Below are 20,772 nucleotides of genomic sequence, written 5' to 3' on the forward strand. Positions count from 1 at the left end.
GCTGCCAGCAGCGGAAAGTCTGCTGTTAGCACGTATGTGTTCTTACAACCTCCAAAGTAACCTAAATATGTGCCTGTAAGAACCTATAGGTTCTTATGGAGCCCGTCAGGCGTGCTGCCAACAGCGGAAAGTCTGCTGTTAGCACGTATGTGTTCTTACAGCCTCCGAAGTAACCTAGCTGAGCGTCTGTAAGAACCTATAGGCTCTTATGGAGCCCGTCAGGCGTGCTGCCAGCAATCAAAGGATCATCGCTGCAAGCACCTATGTGTTCTTACGGAGCCAACTCCGATCCACACAACTGCCCCTACATCAGCGCATGCCGTGAATTTTTTTAAACTGCTCCGGGCTTAACCCTTCAAGCCGCCTAAAGACGGAGCTGAAGTAGCTGGGGGAGTCGAAGCCGACGCGCTGGGAGATTTCGTGCATCTTGATCTCGCTTTCGCGGAACATAAGCTCCTTGCTCCGATTGACACGCTCTCGGTTTACGTATGCCATTGGTCGCATTTTCAATGCTTTCTTAAAAAGCAAGCATAGGTACTGCGGCGTTACATCGATACAGCCTGCTAAATCCTTTATCGTAATAAGCTTGCTGTAATTAGCTTCAATATAATGAAGAACAGGCTGCAGCTTCAAGTAGTTTTGTTCTACCGAGTGTGAGCTTACAAGAATAACCTTCATTAAATCAAGTAAAAACATGTAAACCAGCTTAGAGCACTCGAGACCGAGAAAGGATCGGCCGGATTGCGTCATTGCGTAAATGTTTTTCATGTGGGTAACAATCATATCATGATCAGCAGTCGAATAGACACCGGATTGTGTAATTCCAGCCTGCCTGAACAGCTTGTCGGACAAATCGCCTCTAAAGCTCATCCAAATGATTTCCCAAGGCGCTTGTATTGAAAAATATTGATGCTGCTCGTTCGGAAACAGGCAGAACCCTTGCCCAGCTCGAACGGTCATTTGTTGATCGCCAACATGGAGCTCGCCCGAGCCGCTAATGACTTGCAGCCATTGAAAATGAGGATAGCCGTTTGGACGGTCAATCGGCTCTTGATCGCTCCAATGCCCGATACTCGTGAGATAAACCGGGAGTGTCTTGTCTGTCTCTGTCAAAATCGGAAAAACCATCGTGTCGATACGGTGTCCTCCTGTTTCATATTTTTATAATAATGCGAAAATACTGTTATATAGTTGGTTCGATGAACAAGATATAATATGAATATCATTATAGTATAACCAATAATAGCTGCAAGCAAGACGAAAATGGAGGCAGATGAGATGAGTATGAAATTTCCCCCGATAAGTGCAAAAATTCCGCAAATGCTGCATGGTGCAGATTATAATCCAGATCAATGGCAGAAGTATCCTGAGGTGCTGGAGGAAGACATCCGCCTCATGAAGCTTGCACATTGCAACGTGATGTCTGTAGGCATTTTTGCATGGATGGCGATCGAGCCGGAGGAAGGCGTATTTACATTTGAATGGCTGGACACGTTGCTTGATAAATTTGCTGCTAACGGCATCTATGCCTTGCTTGCTACACCAAGCGGAGCACGCCCGGTTTGGATGTCTCAAAAATATCCGGAAGTGCTGCGCGTTGCACCTAACGGAATTCGTAATTTGCATGGTGCGCGTCACAACCACTGCTTCAGCTCACCTGTATATCGCGAGAAGGTAACGATCATGAACTCGAAGCTGGCAGAACGTTATTCGGATCATCCTGCGGTCATCGGCTGGCATATATCAAATGAATATGGTGGCGAATGTCACTGCTCGTATTGTGAAGACGCTTTCCGCGACTGGTTGAAAAATAAATACGGTACACTAGAAGCACTTAACGATGCTTGGTGGACGACGTTCTGGAGCCATACGTATACCGATTGGAGCCAAGTCGAGTCGCCAACCGAGCGTGGCGAGAAAGCGGTTCACGGCCAGAATGTTGACTGGAGAAGATTCGTTACGGATCAAACGGTTGATTTCTGCCACAACGAAATAGCTCCGCTGCGCGCCGCTAACAGTGAGCTTCCGATTACGACGAACTTTATGCTTGATTTTGAGCCGCTTAACTATTGGAAGTTTACAGAGCTGCTCGATATGATATCGTGGGATGCTTATCCAACTTGGCATGACAATGGCGGAGATGACAGCGAGCAAGCGGCGTGGATTGGCTTCAACCATGATGTGTTTCGTTCGCTTGGCGGCGGAAAGCCGTTCATGCTGATGGAAAGCACGCCGAGCATGACGAACTGGCAGCCGATCAGCAAAGTGAAGCGTCCAGGCATGCACATGCTGTCATCGCTTCAAGCGGTTGCACATGGCTCAGATACTGTTCAGTATTTCCAGTGGCGCAAGAGTAGAGGCTCAAGCGAGAAGCTGCATGGTGCAGTAGTGGATCATGTCGGCCATGAGCATACTCGCGTTTTCCGCGATGTGGCTGAGCTTGGCGAAGCTTTGGAGAAGTTGACCGAAGTAGTAGGTACAACTGTGAAGCCTGAGGTAGCGCTTATCTATGATTGGGAAAATCGCTGGGCAGTAAAGGATTCGCAAGGCCCGCGCAATAGCGGTCTTCATTATGAAGAAACGGCTAAACGCCATTATCGTCCGTTCTGGGATCTGGGTGTGCCAGTGGATATTATTGATTCGGAATGCAGCTTTGATTCGTACAAGCTCCTTATTGCTCCTATGTTATATATGGTGCGTCCGGGTGTAGGCGAGCGCATTGAACGTTTTGTTGAAAATGGCGGTACTTTCATCGCTACTTATTGGACAGGTATCGTCGATGAGAACGACCTATGCTTCCTAACAGGTTTCCCAGGACCGCTGCGCAAGACGCTTGGGATCTGGTCCGAGGAGATCGATTCGCTGCATGATCATGATTCCAATCAGGTCGTGCTGAAGGACGGAAATAAGCTTGGACTGAGCGGCCAATATACAGCACGCGAGCTGTGTGATCTTATCCATCTTGAAGGTGCGGAGGCACTTGCTGTTTACGGTGAGGATTTTTATGCGGGTCGCCCTGCCTTAACGGTAAATCATTTGGGTGCAGGCAAAGCCTACTATGTTGCATCGCGCAACGAAGCATCTTTTACAAACGATTTTCTGACTCGAATTATAGAGCAAGAGGGGATCAAGCGAGTTCTTGATTCCGAGCTGCCGCATGGCGTAACTGCACAATTAAGAACAGATGGCGTGAACGACTACGTCTTTGTATCCAATTTCAGTGCAAATGAATCTTCGGTTGCTTTAGATGCTCAGCAGTATACAGATTTGTTGACGGGTGCGGCTCTAAACAACAGTGTTGAATTGAAGCCTTACGGCTGCCGGATCTTGAAACGAGCTTCGAAATAATACTAGCCTCATAGAAAAGCTGTGTGAAGCGTACAGGAAACTGTATGTGGATCACAGCTTTTTTGTTGTTTAGTCATAAAGACTCTCTTATCGGAAAATTCAATAGGCATGTTTTTACGGAAATTAAAAAATATATTGTCGAATTTAACATTCCGATAACATTTCTACCTAATTCAATTGATGCTTACGACCTATAGTGAGTGCATAAGGAAAAAGAAGGAAGGGTGAGGGTGAAGTGACAGCGACTGTTCTAGATAAAGAAAAACAATCAGCTATCGAGAAAAATGAGCGTACTGCTCCAAACACACCACTTAACGGAAACGTACAACAATTAATTGAGGTAAAAGGAACCGATGAAAGTACTGTTAAGCAAGCGGAGCAGCGTGCTGATGAAAGAACAATGCATCCGGTAAAAGCAGAAGCAACGCGCCTGCATCATTTTTTGCGTCAGGCTCCAACAATAGACGCAGAGCATACATGCCGGCAGACGATCGCTGTGTTTAAGAAGCATCCGGAAAGTGAGTGCATTATCGTAACTGGGGAGCAAGGGGCTCCTATCGGTCTGATGATGCGCAATCGGTTCTTCCTGAAGCTGGGCCATCGCTTTAGCGCAGATTTGTATGATGACAAACCAATTACAAAGCTTATGGATGCGAGTCCGCTCGTAGTCGATTATGATTATGCACCGCAGCAGCTCATTGACAGCGCATTAAGCCGCCACGAGAGTGTGCTTTACGATTGTGTCATCGTTACGTTAAAAAATAAGCTTGCAGGTATATTGACTGTGTCGGACATGCTCAAGATTTCCCGGCTGCTGCAGCAGGAAGCCGTTGATGCGCAAATGAGTACGATTCGCTCAGCAGAGCAGCGGGTGAGAGAGATCGAACAAGCCGTCAGCAGCGTTCGCAAGTCAACTGAACATGGAGAGTCAATGTCTGTAGAGATGGTCGATTTGACCTTAACCGGCAAAAACGAGCTGGATAAAGTAACAAAAGCTTTTAACGCCATGACGCTGAATTCTGAGCTTCAGGAGAAACGGATGAATGAGCTTCAATCAGAGGCGGGGTCAATCAGCAAAGTTTCTTTACTAATAAAAGAACTGGCAGAGATGAGTAATCTACTTGCGCTGAATGCTTCTATAGAAGCAGCCCGTGCAGGGGAGCATGGGCGCGGGTTTGCGGTAGTAGCTGGTGAAGTGATGAAGCTTGCAGGCCAAACGAAGCAATTTGCGAACGAAATTACGACGTTAACGAAAACGATCGTTGACGCCATTACGCAAACGACAAGTCTCGCTCATTCAGGACGAATGGAGACGATCGCAAGCGAAGCGAATATCAATGAAGCCGTGGAGGTGTTTAATCATCTTTTCCGAGCGGCAGCTGATAATCGCAATAGCGCGAAGCAAATTGGCGTTTTATCGGAGCAGGCACATCAGCAAGCCGTTCATATCGCAGTCGAAATGAAAAAATTACAGCAATCTTATTTTTAACATGGAGTTTACAAAAACAGAATACGAGGTTTACAAACGGCTAGTAGTATAAAAGGCACGGGGATGAACCCTTACAGACATAATAAGAGGAGTGGTAGAGTTGTTAAAGAAAAAAGGGTTTAAAGGAATTCTAATGTTGTCGATGGTGACGCTGCTCGTATTCGCAGCTGCATGTGGTAATAATAGCGGAAATAAAGGTTCTGAAAATACAGGATCTAAGAATAACACTGCAACTAACGCACCAGCTGGTGAAGATGTGAAATTGTCAGGCGAAATTAAAATTGATGGTTCAAGCACAGTGTTCCCACTTACAGAAGCAGCAGCTGAAGAATTCAACAAAGAGCACAAAGATGTACGAGTACCGGTTGGCGTATCTGGCACAGGCGGCGGCTTCAAACAATTTTGCGCAGGCGAAATTGCCATTGCAGATGCTTCCCGTCACATCAAGGATGAAGAAGCAGCAGCTTGTAAAGCAGCTGGCATCGAATATACAGAGCTTTCTGTAGCATTTGACGGTTTGTCTGTTGTTGTAAGCAAAGACAATGACTTCATCGACCACTTGACAGTTGAAGAGCTGAACAAAATCTTTACAACTGGCAGCACAGTAACAACTTGGAAAGATGTTCGCGACACTTTCCCTGCTGAGCCGATCGTAATGTTCTCACCAGGCGCTGATTCCGGAACTTATGACTACTTTAATGAAGCTATTCTTGAAAAAGCAGGCATTCGCAATGATAAAGCAATCAGCTTCTCTGAAGATGACAACGCACTTGTTCAAGGCGTAGCAGGCAGCAAATACGGCATTGGCTACTTCGGTTTTGCTTACTTTGAAGAAAACCAAGATAAATTGAAAGTTGTTCCTGTAGACGGCGGCAAAGGCGCTATTGCACCAACTTATGACACAATTAAAGACGGCACTTATGCTCCATTGTCCCGTCCGCTCTTCATCTATGCAAACAATAAAGAGCTTGAGCGTCCAGAAGTGAACGCATTCGTTAAATACTATATCAACAACATCGGTACTTTTGCTGGCGAAGTTGGTTATGTATCCCTTCCAGATGAGCAATACGCAACTGAAGCAGCAAAAATTAAATAAGTAACAAACGACCTGATGAAAATGTGTGGTGTCTCGAGGGACATCACCTTTTTATCGGCACAAATGTAAACGAATTGTAAAGGCAAGAAGGAGGACGCTGCAATGCCAAGCCAAGGGCTGCAAACGGTCAGTAAGGCTCAAACAAACAGCAAGGAAGTCTATGATTTCAAAAATAAACGCGTAAGCATCATGAACAAATTGATGCCAATCCTATTGTTCCTGTGTGCATCCGTATCTGTTCTAACTACAATAGGTATTGTCGTCACACTCATCTCAGAGACCTATCAGTTTTTTCAAAAAATACCGATTTTTGATTTCTTGTTTGGGACCAAATGGTCACCGTTAATTCCGCCCAAAAGCTTCGGCGTTTTGCCGCTCCTGTCAGGCACGCTCATGATTACGTTTATCGCTTGTTTAGTCGCTATCCCTCTAGGGCTTGCAAGTGCCATTTACTTATCAGAATATGCACCGAAGCGGGTTCGTAAAGTAATTAAACCGATATTGGAGGTACTCGCAGGAGTTCCAACCATCGTATATGGTTACTTTGCTCTTAGCTTGGTTACACCTCTTATTCAAAGTATTTTTCATAGCGCCGGCGTGTTCAACGCATTAAGTGCCGGTATTGTTGTCGGTATTATGATTATTCCTATGGTTTGCTCGCTAAGTGAGGATGCGATGTCCTCTGTACCGCGCAGCTTGCGTGACGGCGCTTATGCGCTTGGCGCAACACGGTTCGAGGTTGCTTTGAAAATCGTTGTGCCAGCAGCCTTCTCGGGTATCGTGGCTTCTGCCGTACTTGCTTTCTCAAGGGCGATCGGCGAGACGATGATCGTTACGGTAGCGGCAGGCTCTACACCTAATATGACGGCTAATCCGCTCGAGAGCATCCAGACGATGACCGCTTATATCGTTCAGGTCAGCCTTGGGGATACGCCGCATGGAACGGTTGAGTATGGATCGATCTTCGCGGTCGGCATGACGTTGTTCGTCATTACATTCCTACTCAATATTCTTGCCCAGTACATTGCAAGAAGATTCAGAGAGGAGTACTAAGATGAACATATTTCTAGATGCAAACCGCAAGCAAATTGCTAATCGGCGGAAAAAGGATTGGATGCTTCATATCCTGTTCGTCGCCGCTACTTCCATCGGCGTTCTCGCGCTTTGCGCGTTAATCGTAGATATTTTGATCGACGGTATTGCAAGGCTCCAGCCTGATCTATTCACGAACTTCCCGTCTCGCAAAGCGGACGGTTCCGGAATGAAGTCGGCGCTGGTTGGTACGATTTACATGCTGCTTATTATGGCGCCTATTTCCTTTATTTTTGGAGTAGGAGCTGCGATTTTCTTGGAGGAATATGCGAAAAAGGGCCGGATTACCCGGATGATTCAGCTTAATATCAGTACACTAGCGGGCGTTCCGTCCATCGTATATGGTATTTTGGGCTTAACCTTGTTCGTACGACTGCTCGCTCTTGATCGCAGCCTCATTGCAGGGGCGCTCACGATGACGCTGCTTGTGCTTCCTATTATTATCGTATCTGCACAAGAAGCGATTCGTGCCGTTCCGAAATCACGCCGTGATGCTTCGTTCGCTCTAGGCGCGACCAAGTGGCAGACCGTTTCTCGCTCTGTTATGCCCTCAGCTCTTCCGGGCGTACTAACTGGCGTCATTCTTGCTATGTCTCGTGCAATTGGAGAAACGGCACCGCTAGTTATGATTGGAGCATTAACGTATGTTGCCTTTTTGCCAGAAGGTCTTAAGGATTCGTTTACGGTTATTCCTATTCAAGTGTACAACTGGTTGTCCAAGCCACAGCTTGAATTTAAGGAGCTTGCGGCCAGCGGTATTATCGTTTTACTAGCGCTGCTGTTGCTAATGAACTTTTCGGCTATTTTRCTTCGCAACAAGTATCAGAAGAATATTTAGGAGGAAAACGATATGGAAGCACTTATTAATATTAACAAGCTGAATTTGTTTTACGGCGCTTTCCACGCTTTGAAGGATGTAACGCTAACGATACCTGAGAAAGCAATCACTGCATTCATCGGTCCATCCGGCTGCGGAAAGTCAACTTTGCTTCGTACACTAAACCGTATGAACGATATGATTCCGGGCACTCGGATCGAGGGAGGTATCGCCATTGGCGGTACTGAAATTTACTCGAATGAAGTGGATGTAGAAACACTGCGCAAAAAGGTCGGCATGGTATTCCAACAGCCAAATCCATTCCCGAAATCGATCTATGATAACGTGGCATACGGTCCTCGCCTGCATGGTATTACTAGCAAGCGCGAGCTCGATGAAATTGTAGAAACAAGCTTGAAATCCGCGGTATTGTGGGATGAAGTAAAGGATCACTTGAAACGTTCCGCGTTCGGTTTATCTGGTGGACAGCAGCAGCGCCTTTGTATTGCCCGCGCACTTGCAGTAAACCCAAATATTTTGCTTATGGATGAGGCGACATCAGCGCTTGACCCGATTTCCACGCTGAAAATTGAAGAGCTTGCTCAAGAATTGAAAGATAAATACACAATCGTGATGGTTACTCACAATATGCATCAGGCAGCCCGCGTATCCAATCAAACGGTGTTTTTCTTGAATGGCGAGGTCGTTGAATACTCGGATACGGAGAAGCTGTTCTCCAATCCAACCGATCAGCGCACAGAAGATTATATAAGCGGACGTTTCGGCTAAGCCAAACGGATCGTGGGAGAAAACTTCTATTCAAGAGGTTGAATCATATGATTTTGGCCTTGCGAATGATGTTGTTTTACAAACCTTGTAGGGGGAATGCCGTTCATGATGACCACGCGTAAAGAGTTTGACCAAGGACTAGAGCATCTTCATAATTTGCTGATTGATATGGGTACTTTTGTTGAAAAAGCGCTCGTAGAATCGATGGAAGCATTAAAAACCGTTGATGTTGACCGTGCGAAGCAGGTCATAAAGCTGGACCCGTCGCTTAACCAAATGGAAGAAAAGATTACGGAAATCGGCTCGAAGCTGATCGCTACGCAGCAGCCTGTTGCCAAGGATTTGAGAAGAATTCTGTCCTCGTTTAAAATCGCAAGCGATTTGGAGCGTATGGGCGATCTCTCCGTTGATATTGCTAAGGTTGTATTGCGTTTAGAGGGTCAGGAGCTAATAAAACCGTTAATCGATTTGCCGCGTATGGCAGAAATTGTTCAGCTTATGACATACGAGTCCATTCAATCGTTTATTCAAGAAAACGTAGACCTGGCTTACAAAATGGCGAAGGACGACGATCAAGTTGATGCCCTGTATGGACAAATTACGCGCGAGCTTTATTCCCTTATGATGGAAAATCCTCGCAATATTACACAGTCATCGCTTCTCACTCTCGTCGGACGTTACCTCGAAAGATTCGGTGATCACGCAACGAACATCGGTGAGAGCGTCGTTTATCTCGTAACGGGCAATCGTCCGGATTTGAACGTATAACCTACTTAAAACATACTTAAGACCGCCCACGCTTAGCTGCTGGACGGTTTTTTTGTTTAGGAGAAAAGAACTAAGAAAAATGTCGAATTTTACCGCAAGTTAATCCTTTTATGCATCTCCATTCACAATTGGCTGGTAAAGTAATACATAAAGGAACTGAAATAGACGATAGTCGATTGAGGGGATTGGCATGAATGGAGTCGGGGTTGGTTTATTCAATCGAGATATGCTCCGCAGCATAAAAGAGCGCTGGCATGAAGGCGGAATTGGTGTCATCTACGTCCGTTTTCGCATTGGGAACACAGCAGCAGAATCAGCATTGCAGCTATGGGAGGGCACGGAGGCAAGGCTTTTCTGGCGTCAGCGCCTTGAATGGGATTACTTTTATTTATTTGATCGGCAGCAGAAGGATGAACCGATCATTCGAGTGGTCGAGAAAGCGATGGAGCGGCTTATTGATAGGCTAAGGAAGTCTGATGCAAAAAAGGAAGACGGGGCTTTCTCAGACATCGATCTGGAGGTAAGCATAGGTCTTTCAACGGCATACCCTCCAGCAACCGGCCGTTCCTCGGAGTCGGTTGTTTATCGGATGATTCTTGATGCGATGGAGCAAAGCGCATATAACGTTACTCTCGGAAGGAACCGCCAAGAATCTCTATCCGAAGGCAAACCGAAAATAGAAAACTACGGTCAGATCATCGGAGCAGGCGAGCCAGTGCAGCAGCTGCATTTGCCGGGGAACCATAGCCGAACCGTTCGAATTGGCGGGCTTGCTGCACCTTTTCCGATATTTCCTGCCCGGGCCAGGGTGTCCGAGGTTGCTTATTTTTTCGATACGAATGCGAAGGCGCAAGGCGCGGTCATTGTCGATAAAGGCAGACCGATAGGCATCTTAATGAAAGAGAAGCTGCATCAAATGTTAGCCGGACAATTCGGGCTGCCTCTTTATTGGAACAGACCGATTGAGCGGATTATGAACAATCAACCGCTTATTGTGGATGAGCAGCTTACTGTCGAGCATGTATCTCAGCTGGCAATGGCAAGGGATTTCTCACAGCTATACGATGTCGTTCTTATTACGAAGGATGGACAGATGGCAGGAGCAGCTACGATCAGGTCTATCTTGGAATGCATGACGGCGCTTCGCACAGAGGCAGCACGAACAGCTAATCCGCTTACGGGGCTGCCGGGGAACGAGGAAATTCAGCTTGAACTGAGCCAGCGGATCGGACAAGGTGAGCCGTTTGCTGTCGTTTATGCGGACTTGGACTATTTTAAATGGTATAACGATTCCTTTGGTTTTGGGCTCGGAGATAATTTGATCCGCTATTTGGGAGATATTCTGCGTATGGAGCTTGATCAGCTCGGAGCAGGCGACGATTTTGTCGGACATATAGGCGGAGATGATTTCATCGTGGTAATGAGAGCAGATTCGGCGGAGCAACTATGTCAGGCGATGATAAAGCGTTTCGATAGCGGGATTAAAGCATTCTACGGCGGCGTTGAAGTAACGACAGTTGAGGATCGAGAGGGCAATCTCATTGATCAGGAGGGTGTAACGCTTTCTTTGTCACTCATGTTATGGGATGGCAGAGTAGCGCTTGCGGCAGATGATATTCCGAGGATTGCGGCAAAGCTGAAGAAACAAGCGAAAGCACTTAAAGGCAGCGTCTATGTCATGGATCAAATTATAGGAATGCATCATGGAGAGGAACGGAACGGAAATTGAGACAACTACGGGACATATGGCGGCTAAACGATACGGAAAACGTGAGCTCGGGTCATCTTGGTATTATTTATTTATCATGGCAGTTTCCTACGGATGTTCGGAAAAATCACTTATCCTCGCAGCATGAGAAATGGCGTGTTTTTGCAGAGAATGAGGTGAAGGCTGCATTTGGAAGCTCTTTACTATATGAAGGGCTGCAATGGATGAAGGAGGATTTATTTATCCATATGCGTTTGCCGGCCGGGCATCAAATGCTGCAGGAGGACTGGCTGCTTGAGCTGGCCTATAAGCATACCGCTGATTGGGAGAAACAATTTGCAGAGGAGATTTGCTATGAGGGGCTAGCTGATGTGCTTGGGAAGCTCCATATTGGTGTATCTGTCGTACCCAATGACAATGACCCTGTGGATGGCCTCGTCTGGTATGATGCGATGAAAAAAGCAATTTTGCACGGGCAATCCGCCGGATCGATGGAGCGAAGCTTGAAGCGCCGAGCTCTGGAACGAGTCATTAGCGAGCGGCTTATTCAGCCAGTATATCAGCCTATCGTATCGCTGCTGCGCGAAGGAGAGGTATTTGGCTTCGAAGCGCTATCACGTACGCAGGATCAAACTTGGTTTAATGGACCTATGGAGCTCTTTCAGTGTGCTGAGCAGGAAGGATTGACTTATAGCTTGGATAGACTGGCTAGAGAAAAGGCGATAGACGGCTGTCTGAGGCTCATGCCAGGGCAAAAGCTATTCATTAATGTGATGGCGCAAATTATGGAGGATCCAAGCTTCTCGCCTGGCCAAACACTCAGTCTGCTGGAGCAGCATAAGCTATCGCCCCATCATGTCGTATTTGAAATTACAGAACGAAGCTCAATCGCGGATTTTGGCTCTGTGAAGAAGGCGCTGGAGCATTACCGAAGCCAAGGTTATCAAATTGCAATTGATGATGTTGGAGCGGGTTATTCGTCATTGCAATCTATCGCTGAGCTGCGACCTGATTATTTGAAGGTGGATCGGTCGATTATTCAGAATATCCACTTGGATGAGATGAAAGAGCATATTTTGTACACGCTGGTTCAGATTGCAGCAAAAATGGATATTTCGATTATCGCCGAAGGCATAGAACTTGAAGCGGAGCTTGCGAAGGTGCGTGAGATGGGGATTGAATATGCTCAAGGTTATTTATTAGGCAGGCCTGCTCCATTTCGTTCCATGATGATGTAACCGATACAAAAAAGGGCTATCCCATCGCAGTGATGCTTGGGAATAGCCCTTTTTGTGGTATACTTAAAGGTATGAATGTTACATAAAGAAGGTGTTGATTCCTTATGGAAAAATGGATGCTAATTGACGGAAACAGTATAATCTACCGTGCGTTTTTTGCTTTGCCGCCGCTTACGAATTCGGCGGGCAATCACACGAATGCGATTTTTGGGTTTACAACGATGCTGCTTAAGCTGCTTGAACAAGAAAAGCCGACTCATGTGCTGGTTGCATTTGATGCCGGCAAGGTCACTTTTCGCCATGAAGGTTATGCGGAATATAAAGGCGGAAGACAAAAGACACCGCCAGAGCTGTCAGAACAATTTCCAGTGCTTAAGGAGCTGCTTCAAGCCTTTAGCATTTCACAGTTTGAGCTGTCCGGTTATGAGGCCGATGATATTATCGGTACGCTAACGAAGGCAGCTGACGAGAAAGGTGTAGAAACTTTTGTCGTTACTGGAGATAAAGATATGCTGCAGCTTGCTTCAGACAAAGTAACCATTGCGGTAACACGCAAAGGCGTTAGTGATGTTGAACTTTACACACCAGAGACGATCCAAGAGAAATACGGCCTTGTGCCGATGCAAATTATCGATCTTAAGGGGCTCATGGGGGATACCTCTGACAACATCCCTGGTGTTCCGGGCGTAGGCGAAAAAACGGCGCTTAAGCTGCTTCATGAGCATGGATCCGTTGAAAGCGTGCTTGATAACTTGGACAAGCTAAAGGGCAAGCTGAAGGAAAACATTGAGAGCCATAAAGATGATGCTACGATGAGCAAGCGCTTGGCGACGATCTTCCGTGAAGTGCCTATAGAAAAGTCTATCGATGACATTCGTTATGCCGGGTATGATGGTTCGAAGCTGGCTGAGGCGTTCCGCAAGCTGGAATTTAAATCATTAATTGATCGCCTGGAGCTAGGTGCTGAAGCGGGTGATATGGATAAGGAAGCCGAAGCTGCTGCAGCTGATTTGAATATTAATGTGATCGAATCAGAAAAAGACGCAGAGATGCTGGAGAAGCTTATTCAACTGCTCCAGAAGTCGGACAAAAATGGCTTGTATATCGAAGCCATTGGGGAGAATCCGCATCATGCCGAGCTGATTGGCCTTGCTATCGCTACTGATGAAGCTGTGTTTGTAATGCCATATTCAGTGCTTAAGCAGCCTTTCGCAGCGAAGCTTCGCGACTGGCTCGAACAAGCGGACAAGCCGAAATACGGCTTTGATCTCCATAAGGTGGAGCTGGCACTCAAATGGAGCGGAATCAGCTTCGAGGGTTCTGCTTTTGATGTGCAGCTGGCAGCATATTTGCTCGATCCTACAGAAGCAAGCCAGACATTAAGCGGCATTAATGAGAAGCAAGGCTTGTCGACACTGCCGCCGGATGAAGCTGTTTATGGCAAAGGCGCGAAATTCAGAGTGCCTGATGCCGATACGCTTTACCGCCATTTATCGCTGAAAGCGGAAGCGGTTCGGAAGCTCGTGCCTCTGTTAACCGAAGAGCTAAGCAATACGGGCATGAGCAAGCTTTATTTTGACATGGAGCATCCATTGTCCCGCATTCTTGCAGGGATGGAGTTTCAGGGCATTAAAGTAAAGTCGGAGGAGCTGGAGGCGCTTGGCCGTAATTTGGAGAGTAAGCTGACAACAATCATTAGCAGCGTGTACAAGCTTGCTGGTACGGAATTTAATATCGGATCGCCAAAGCAGCTGGGTGAGATTTTATTCGAGAAGCTTGGCCTGCCTGCTAAGAAAAAGACGAAAACAGGTTATTCGACGGATGCTGAGGTACTGGAGGAGCTTGCTCCTTATCACGAGATTATTCCGCTTATCCTGCATTATCGTCAGCTCTCGAAGCTGCAATCTACTTATGTAGAGGGCTTGCTTAAAGAGGTGCGCAAGGAAACAGGCAAAATACACACGTATTATCGCCAGACCATTGCAGCTACCGGTCGTCTAAGCAGTCAGTTCCCTAACCTGCAGAACATTCCGATTCGTCTTGAGGAAGGACGCCAAATTAGGAAAGCCTTTGTACCGTCCGAGCCGGGCTGGTCCATCGTAGCAGCTGACTATTCACAAATTGAGCTTCGTGTGCTCGCACATATTGCTGATGATGAGAATATGAAGGAAGCGTTCATTAAGGACATGGATATTCACACCAAAACAGCGATGGATGTATTCGGCGTAACTGCCGAGGAGGTTGATTCCAACATGCGTCGTTCGGCAAAAGCGGTCAACTTCGGCATCGTGTATGGCATCAGCGATTTTGGCTTATCGCAAAACCTTGGCATTTCCCGTAATGAAGCTGGAAAGTTTATTGCGGATTACAAGGAGGTTTTCAAAGGCGTTCGCCAATATATGCACGATATCGTTCAGCAAGCGAAGCGCGACGGGTATGTGGCCACACTGCTTGAGCGCAGGCGTTATCTGAATGACATCAATGCTTCTAATTTCAATTTGCGATCCTTTGCTGAACGTACAGCGATGAATACACCGATTCAAGGTACTGCGGCAGATATTATTAAGCTGGCCATGGTCCATATGGACGCTGCGCTGCGCGAACGCAAGCTGAAGAGCCGCATGCTGCTGCAGGTGCACGATGAGCTCGTGTTCGAAGTGCCGCAAGAGGAGCTGGAGCTGATGAAGACGCTTGTACCTGAAGTGATGGCTGGAGCGCTCAAACTTGATGTTCCTTTGAAGGCCGATATGAGTTTCGGTGACAATTGGTATGAAGCAAAGTAACCCACTGGCGGGCAGTTTCGGGTATAATGGTTGTTGAGGTGAGGAGAAATGCCTGAATTGCCAGAGGTAGAAACAGTTAGAAGAACATTAATTGAACTTGTAGCGGGAAAACGTATCCAATCAGTAACCGTTAGACTCCCGCGTATTATACAGCGTCCAGCAGAACCTGAACAGTTCGCGGATGCGCTTGTCGGACATACGATCCAGACGGTTGAGCGACGCGGCAAGTTTTTGCGGATCATCTTGGACGGGCTCGTACTTGTATCGCATTTGCGAATGGAAGGCCGATATGGGGTTTTCCCATCGGAAGAGCCGATTGAGCTGCATACTCATGTTATCTTTCATTTCGAAGATGGCACGGATTTGCGTTATAAGGACGTTCGCCAGTTCGGTACGATRCATTTATTCCAAGAAGGGCAGGAGCTTGAGCTTCCGCCGCTTAACAAGCTTGGTATAGAGCCGCTTGAGCCAGCCTTTACGCTAGAAGCGCTTCGCGGGAAACTCGAGAAACGCGCGACTAAGATTAAGCCGCTATTGCTTAATCAAGAGCATATTGTCGGTTTGGGCAACATCTATGTAGACGAAGCTTTATTTCAAGCACGTATACATCCGGAGCGAACACCTAGCACATTGAAGCCGGCCGAATGGAAGCGACTTTATGAAGCGATACGTTCGACACTGGGAAATGCGGTTGAAGCAGGCGGTTCGTCTATTAAATCGTACGTTAATGGACAAGGCGAGATGGGAATGTTTCAGCATCAGCTGCTTGTATACGGCAAGAAGGATGAGCCTTGTCCAACCTGTTCAAGACCGATTCATAAATTTGTTGTTGGCGGCCGAGGTACCCATATTTGCAATAAATGCCAGACACTGCACGCATCAGGAAAATAATACGAACTGCAGCAAATGTTAACCAGCATGCACAGTCAAATACTCCCCGCATATGATAAGTGTGTTACGAACAATAGGCGGATGTCTACTTACAGCTTCTTGTAAGCCGGATCGCCGCTGTGCGGGGAGGGACTAAAACATTGTTCGCGCATGTAGTTTCACTATTAGTTCTTGCTGTTGCTGTTAGCGTAGACGGTTTTGGTGTTGGCGTTACTTACGGTTTGCGGAGGATCCGCATACCGATCGTGTCAATACTGATTATTGCTTGCTGCTCTGGTATTATTATTTATTTGTCCATGCAGGTTGGCGGATTGATAACCACGTTCCTGTCTGAATTCGTTGCGCGTCTCATTGGCGCATGTGTCCTCATGCTGATTGGTGTCTGGGCGCTATTGCAGCTTAGACGAAACAAACAGCAGCAGGATGATGTGAGGCATGAGCACGTAGAAACCGCAGTACAAGAAAGTGCTGCTTCGGCAGAAGCTGGCGCAAAAACACATGCCGGAGAGATCGCGAGTGCTGCGCTTGTCGTTATGGTAGAGCTGAAGCGTCTAGGGCTCGTTATTCAGATTTTGCGCACGCCACAGTCGGCTGACGTCGATAAATCAGGCACCATCTCTGCATCGGAGGCCGTCATGCTTGGCTTTGCATTATCACTTGATGCATTTGGAGCTGGACTTGGGGCTGCGTTGATCGGATTGCCTTCCTTACTTACGGCTTTAACGATAGCGGCGGCAAGTGCTCTTTTTCTTGTTGGCGGTATCCGTTTTGGCTTTCGTTTCTCCGCTTGGAAAGGCATGCAGACATTAGCTATGCTGCCAGGCATATTATTAATCATAATCGGAATCATGAAGCTGTTATAATTTGAGGTGAAAAGGATGATAATCGGATTAACCGGCGGTATTGCCAGCGGCAAAAGCACAATCGCAAACATGCTCGTCGAACGCGGTGCGCTGCTGGTCGATGCCGATCAAGTCGCAAGGGAGGTTGTACTTCCCGGGGAACCAGCATTAGAGGCAATCGCCTCTACGTTTGGACAAGCTGTCCTTGAAACGGACGGTTCTCTTAACCGCAAAGCTCTCGGCGAAATTGTGTTTCGCGATAAACAATCATTAGCAAAGCTTGAATCCATAACCCATCCAGCTATACGGGCGCGGATGCAGCAAACCATACATACTTACGCAGAGCAGTATCCAGAACGATTAGTAGTAGCTGACGTGCCGCTGCTATACGAGACGAAGCAGGAGCATCTGTACGAAGGCATATTGGTCGTATATGTACCCGCTGAGCTTCAGAAAAAGCGCTTAATGGAACGAAACCATTTGCCTGAAGAAGAAGCAAGCCGGCGCATCGCACTGCAAATGGATATTGAGCAAAAGAGACTGAAAGCGGATTGGGTCATCGATAACAGCGGATCGCTGGAGGAGACGAAGCGTCAGCTGGATGAATTTTGGAAAAGTAAGTGTATGCCATGAGGGTATTCCAAAAGAAAAGGGTGCTGCTCGTCCTGCTGCTTGGTTTATTGACGATTTTATTTCTCAAATCAGATTGGCTTGCGGAGTGGATGTATCCGGTTCATTACAAAGAAGACATTCGTGCAAGTGCTTCTAACTATGGCATTGAGTCGCATTTAGTGGCCGCGATTATTCGCAGTGAAAGCAATTTTCAGACAGGCAAGGAATCGAAGAAGGGTGCACTGGGCTTAATGCAAATTATGCCTGATACGGCTGCATGGGTCGTTCAAAAAGCAGGATTTCAAGCCGTAACGGATGATATGCTTATGAATCGTGCAGACGTTAGCATTGAGGTTGGCGCGTGGTATTTAAGATCTCTTAATCAACAATTTGATCAAAATAAGATAGCTGCAATTGCTGCATACAACGCGGGTCCAGGAAATGTTCGCAAGTGGCTTGACTCGGGGACTTGGGATGGAACGATCGAATCGGTTAAAGAAATTCCGTTTGGAGAAACTAGACACTATGTGCAGCGAGTCATTTACTATTATAATAAGTATAAGGACTTATATCCGAGTCTTTAATGGATGATCCTTAACGATAACGAAAATAAATGAAGCCTTGGAGGCTCGTCTCTTCATGGACGAGCCCTGCCAAAGCTTCGGTTATTCATACAACTTTTAATGAATCATTATTTGTATTGACCAGCAAGGGATTGCTCGGCAATTTGCACTAGGCGACGGGTAATGTATCCCCCGATGGAGCCTGCGTCTTTTGTAGCCATGTTGCCGTAGTATCCGTCTTGCGGAATTGCGATGCCTAGCTCTTGAGCAACTTCATATTTCATTTGGTCAAGGGCAGCTGTCGCTTGTGGCACTACCAATTGGTTACTGCTGCGGGATGCGCTCATGTATGTTCACCTCCTTGCGGTTGGTAAAAGTATTATGTGCAAAAATCTGAACTTCATTACAGGAATTACATGGAAATTAAATTTTTTTTTCGAAGAGTCCATTTTTGAGGCTCAAGCGACTAAGAAAGGAGGCAATACGCATCATGAAATGCCCATACTGCGACTATGCCGGAACGAAAGTATTAGATTCCAGACCGGCCAACGAAAACAAATCCATTCGTCGCCGCCGTGAATGCGAAAAGTGCAGCCGCCGCTTCACGACATTCGAAATGATTGAAGAGACGCCTCTGATCGTCATCAAAAAAGATGGCAGCCGTGAAGAGTTCAGCCGTGACAAAATATTGCGGGGTCTTATCCGCGCCTGCGAGAAGCGTCCGGTACCAGTGGAGCGTCTAGAGGTAATCGTATCCGAGGTTGAGAAGGAGCTGCGCACAACGGCACATGCCGAGGTTGATAGCAGCGATATTGGTGGAATCGTTATGAACGAGCTTTATCCTGTAGATGAGGTAGCTTATGTCAGGTTCGCATCTGTTTATCGCCAATTCAAGGACATCGATATGTTCATGAAGGAGCTCAATAATTTGCTGTCCAAACACCCGCTCAATGGTATGATAGATAAAGATTGACAGTTTTGACGACCCTGTGCTAAGATCAATCTTGTCGTCATTTGGGGCCTTAGCTCAGCTGGGAGAGCGCATCGCTGGCAGCGATGAGGTCAGGGGTTCGATCCCCCTAGGCTCCACCATAATAAACCATTCAAACCACTTCTGTTGAAGTGGTTTTTTTATTATTTGGTGGAGCCTAGCAAGGGGCAGATCGCGCGCACGAAGCGTCAGTGTAGGAGCACGGCATCGAAATTACCGCTATGCTTTGCTTCATACGGATAATATCTGTGAAAATATAATCAGAATTTCGATCCCCCAGGGTTCAGTCCGTGCGGACGTAATGAAATGAGTGGGCATCGAAGGAAAGTAGTAAGAAAAGCCAATAAAAAAGCAGTACCACCACTATAAAAGTGTTGATACTGCCATATTCAGTGATAATTGTTTTACTAGTTAGAATTTACTTGCTACTTTAAGAGCTTTTTCAAGACCATTCGCAATGATCTCTTCTGCTTTTTCTGGGAATTGATTGTGGCCTTCTATCACAATTGTCTCTATATCATTTACTCCGAAGAAGCTCATCATACTTGCTACATATTTAACAGCCATTTCAACGTCAGCTTTTGGTCCTTCAGAATATACACCGCCACTAGCGTTTAATAATGCAATTTTCTTATTCCCCATAAGTCCTACTGGACCGTCTGGTGTATATTTAAATGTTTTACCTGCTCGGTTTAAATAATCAATATATGTGTGTAGCACAGCTGGGATTGTTAGGTTCCATAATGGGAAACCAAACACAACTTTATCAACAGCAAGGAATTGATCTAAATATTTATCAGCAACAGCTACTGCTTTTGCTTCTTCTGCTGTTAACGCAAGTCCTTTACTTGTTTTAAAAGTGCCATTAATCATATCTACGCCTACATATGGCAATTCATCCTTGTATAAATCAAGCTCTATTATTTTATCATTTGGATGCGATTCTTTGTAACTCGCAAAAAATGCATCATATAATTTTACACTGACCGATTGATTTGCTGGGCGATTGTTTGCTTTTACGAATAAAACTGTTGTCATTTGTTCCTCCTGATGTTCACTACTCTAAGGTGTTTTATTTTTAATTACTAAAAAGTTCATCATATTGGGTTCACAATATCTTTTTGAATCTATACTCCATATCCCCACCCATAGCTGCAGGTGTATCACCAGTTTCTCTGAAATCATGAGTATAAATTTGTTCAAACGGACCCCAATTTACTTGCTTATAAAATTCATAACAAGGGAATCCATCGTGTTCCCCTTGAATGTCGACAATACCATCTTTTTTGACAAGTACAGTTAATAGATAGTCAACAGGAGGTGCTAATACATTTAATGGGTTGCTAGCACTTGCACTCATTTGAAATTTGACCTCGTCTGACTCCCATACAATATCCGTGCACAAAATGCCTTCCGTACTAGCTTTTCCTGATCTTTTATTAATGGAACCATCAGGAGTTGTGATTTTTTCTGTTGTTATGCCAGTATTCACATATGTGAAAATTTCTTTTTTGTAGAAATCTACAATTACTTCTTGTTCAATTCTTGAACGCAAAGTGTTTACTGCATAAGGTGTAAACTCACGTGAGTCACCTTCGAATTCGATTGTGTTACCCGTTTGAATATCTTTCCTAGGTTCAGTCCAAGATGTTGGAATAAATACACTTGCTCTAACTTTAACGATAGTAGTCATGAGAATACACCTCTGTAATGTTTAATATTATTTTTCGTATGGTTAAATGCTT

19 protein-coding genes and 1 tRNA gene are annotated in these 20,772 nt (G+C 46.1%); 16 read left to right on the forward strand and 4 right to left on the reverse strand.

Annotation, left to right across the window (positions count from 1 at the left end; all coding sequences use genetic code 11):
- Positions 1-309: 309 nt before the first annotated feature.
- Complete coding sequence (locus AC1DPK_RS30300) at positions 310-1,128, reverse strand: helix-turn-helix transcriptional regulator (RefSeq protein WP_076270194.1); 819 nt, start codon at positions 1,126-1,128, stop codon at positions 310-312.
- A 150-nt stretch (positions 1,129-1,278) separates the two neighbouring features.
- Here AC1DPK_RS30300 and AC1DPK_RS30305 point away from each other — a divergent pair, with 150 nt between their 5' ends.
- From AC1DPK_RS30305 to AC1DPK_RS30370, 14 genes are all read left to right on the forward strand, one after another.
- Positions 1,279-3,348, forward strand: coding sequence for a beta-galactosidase (locus AC1DPK_RS30305; protein ID WP_441885902.1), 2,070 nt, complete (start codon positions 1,279-1,281; stop codon positions 3,346-3,348).
- Positions 3,349-3,583: 235 nt separating this feature from the next.
- The gene (locus AC1DPK_RS30310; protein WP_477512574.1) at positions 3,584-4,837 is read left to right on the forward strand and encodes a methyl-accepting chemotaxis protein; all 1,254 of its coding nucleotides are present in this window, start codon (positions 3,584-3,586) and stop codon (positions 4,835-4,837) included.
- Between the two features lie 100 nt (positions 4,838-4,937).
- Complete coding sequence (locus AC1DPK_RS30315; RefSeq protein ID WP_441885896.1) at positions 4,938-5,933, forward strand: PstS family phosphate ABC transporter substrate-binding protein; 996 nt, start codon at positions 4,938-4,940, stop codon at positions 5,931-5,933.
- A gap of 189 nt (positions 5,934-6,122) precedes the next feature.
- Positions 6,123-6,986: a phosphate ABC transporter permease subunit PstC gene (gene pstC / locus AC1DPK_RS30320; protein ID WP_256711019.1), complete on the forward strand. Its 864-nt coding sequence runs from the start codon at positions 6,123-6,125 to the stop codon at positions 6,984-6,986.
- Between the two features lies 1 nt (position 6,987).
- Entirely contained in the window at positions 6,988-7,863 is an 876-nt protein-coding gene (gene pstA / locus AC1DPK_RS30325) for a phosphate ABC transporter permease PstA (protein ID WP_076270190.1), read from the forward strand.
- A 12-nt stretch (positions 7,864-7,875) separates the two neighbouring features.
- Entirely contained in the window at positions 7,876-8,631 is a 756-nt protein-coding gene (pstB, locus tag AC1DPK_RS30330; protein WP_308999341.1) for a phosphate ABC transporter ATP-binding protein PstB, read from the forward strand.
- Positions 8,632-8,739: 108 nt separating this feature from the next.
- Complete coding sequence (gene phoU, locus AC1DPK_RS30335; RefSeq protein ID WP_076270305.1) at positions 8,740-9,399, forward strand: phosphate signaling complex protein PhoU; 660 nt, start codon at positions 8,740-8,742, stop codon at positions 9,397-9,399.
- Between the two features lie 190 nt (positions 9,400-9,589).
- Positions 9,590-11,128, forward strand: a complete 1,539-nt coding sequence (locus tag AC1DPK_RS30340; protein WP_477512575.1) for a GGDEF domain-containing protein — start codon at positions 9,590-9,592, stop codon at positions 11,126-11,128.
- Complete coding sequence (locus AC1DPK_RS30345) at positions 11,125-12,345, forward strand: EAL domain-containing protein (RefSeq protein WP_477512576.1); 1,221 nt, start codon at positions 11,125-11,127, stop codon at positions 12,343-12,345. The genes AC1DPK_RS30340 and AC1DPK_RS30345 overlap by 4 nt, the downstream gene beginning before the upstream one ends.
- A gap of 104 nt (positions 12,346-12,449) precedes the next feature.
- A complete protein-coding gene (gene polA, locus AC1DPK_RS30350) occupies positions 12,450-15,128 on the forward strand; it encodes a DNA polymerase I (RefSeq protein ID WP_441885888.1) in 2,679 nt (892 codons plus the stop codon).
- A gap of 48 nt (positions 15,129-15,176) precedes the next feature.
- On the forward strand, positions 15,177-16,019 hold the full coding sequence (gene mutM / locus AC1DPK_RS30355; RefSeq protein ID WP_477512577.1) for a DNA-formamidopyrimidine glycosylase: 843 nt from the start codon (positions 15,177-15,179) through the stop codon (positions 16,017-16,019).
- 140 nt (positions 16,020-16,159) lie between these two features.
- Positions 16,160-16,882: an MntP/YtaF family protein gene (locus AC1DPK_RS30360; protein ID WP_076270184.1), complete on the forward strand. Its 723-nt coding sequence runs from the start codon at positions 16,160-16,162 to the stop codon at positions 16,880-16,882.
- 15 nt (positions 16,883-16,897) lie between these two features.
- Positions 16,898-17,494 (forward strand): dephospho-CoA kinase, encoded by a 597-nt coding sequence (coaE, locus tag AC1DPK_RS30365; protein WP_477512578.1) that lies wholly within the window; start codon positions 16,898-16,900, stop codon positions 17,492-17,494.
- Positions 17,491-18,057, forward strand: a complete 567-nt coding sequence (locus AC1DPK_RS30370; RefSeq protein WP_477512579.1) for a lytic transglycosylase domain-containing protein — start codon at positions 17,491-17,493, stop codon at positions 18,055-18,057. The genes coaE and AC1DPK_RS30370 overlap by 4 nt, the downstream gene beginning before the upstream one ends.
- Before the next feature lie 107 nt (positions 18,058-18,164).
- Here the strand turns inward: AC1DPK_RS30370 and AC1DPK_RS30375 are convergent, their stop codons facing one another.
- Positions 18,165-18,383 carry an alpha/beta-type small acid-soluble spore protein gene (locus AC1DPK_RS30375; RefSeq protein ID WP_053377233.1) on the reverse strand — a complete coding sequence of 73 codons (219 nt, stop codon included), beginning with the start codon at positions 18,381-18,383 and terminating at the stop codon, positions 18,165-18,167.
- Positions 18,384-18,526: 143 nt separating this feature from the next.
- On the opposite strand from AC1DPK_RS30375, the gene nrdR reads away from it, so the two are divergent.
- Positions 18,527-19,009: a transcriptional regulator NrdR gene (nrdR, locus tag AC1DPK_RS30380; RefSeq protein WP_053377232.1), complete on the forward strand. Its 483-nt coding sequence runs from the start codon at positions 18,527-18,529 to the stop codon at positions 19,007-19,009.
- A gap of 43 nt (positions 19,010-19,052) precedes the next feature.
- Positions 19,053-19,128: transfer RNA gene (locus tag AC1DPK_RS30385), tRNA-Ala, on the forward strand.
- Between the two features lie 310 nt (positions 19,129-19,438).
- Here AC1DPK_RS30385 and AC1DPK_RS30390 read toward each other — a convergent pair.
- Complete coding sequence (locus tag AC1DPK_RS30390) at positions 19,439-20,065, reverse strand: FMN-dependent NADH-azoreductase (protein WP_477512580.1); 627 nt, start codon at positions 20,063-20,065, stop codon at positions 19,439-19,441.
- Positions 20,066-20,135: 70 nt separating this feature from the next.
- On the reverse strand, positions 20,136-20,720 hold the full coding sequence (locus AC1DPK_RS30395; RefSeq protein ID WP_477512581.1) for a DUF3238 domain-containing protein: 585 nt from the start codon (positions 20,718-20,720) through the stop codon (positions 20,136-20,138).
- Positions 20,721-20,772 lie beyond the last annotated feature (52 nt).

The sequence above is a fragment of the Paenibacillus sp. 01T424 genome, from assembly GCF_056398745.1.

Bases quoted from the DNA above. Each gene is read 5' to 3' on its own strand.
- AC1DPK_RS30300 (WP_076270194.1), bottom strand. From the start codon at position 1,128: ATGGTTTTTCCGATTTTGACAGAGACAGACAAGACACTCCCGGTTTAT.
- AC1DPK_RS30305 (WP_441885902.1), top strand. From the start codon at position 1,279: ATGAGTATGAAATTTCCCCCGATAAGTGCAAAAATTCCGCAAATGCTG.
- pstC (WP_256711019.1), top strand. From the start codon at position 6,123: ATGAACAAATTGATGCCAATCCTATTGTTCCTGTGTGCATCCGTATCT.
- pstB (WP_308999341.1), top strand. From the start codon at position 7,876: ATGGAAGCACTTATTAATATTAACAAGCTGAATTTGTTTTACGGCGCT.
- phoU (WP_076270305.1), top strand. From the start codon at position 8,740: ATGACCACGCGTAAAGAGTTTGACCAAGGACTAGAGCATCTTCATAAT.
- AC1DPK_RS30340 (WP_477512575.1), top strand. From the start codon at position 9,590: ATGAATGGAGTCGGGGTTGGTTTATTCAATCGAGATATGCTCCGCAGC.
- polA (WP_441885888.1), top strand. From the start codon at position 12,450: ATGGAAAAATGGATGCTAATTGACGGAAACAGTATAATCTACCGTGCG.
- coaE (WP_477512578.1), top strand. From the start codon at position 16,898: ATGATAATCGGATTAACCGGCGGTATTGCCAGCGGCAAAAGCACAATC.
- AC1DPK_RS30370 (WP_477512579.1), top strand. From the start codon at position 17,491: ATGAGGGTATTCCAAAAGAAAAGGGTGCTGCTCGTCCTGCTGCTTGGT.
- AC1DPK_RS30375 (WP_053377233.1), bottom strand. From the start codon at position 18,383: ATGAGCGCATCCCGCAGCAGTAACCAATTGGTAGTGCCACAAGCGACA.
- nrdR (WP_053377232.1), top strand. From the start codon at position 18,527: ATGAAATGCCCATACTGCGACTATGCCGGAACGAAAGTATTAGATTCC.
- AC1DPK_RS30390 (WP_477512580.1), bottom strand. From the start codon at position 20,065: ATGACAACAGTTTTATTCGTAAAAGCAAACAATCGCCCAGCAAATCAA.
- AC1DPK_RS30395 (WP_477512581.1), bottom strand. From the start codon at position 20,720: ATGACTACTATCGTTAAAGTTAGAGCAAGTGTATTTATTCCAACATCT.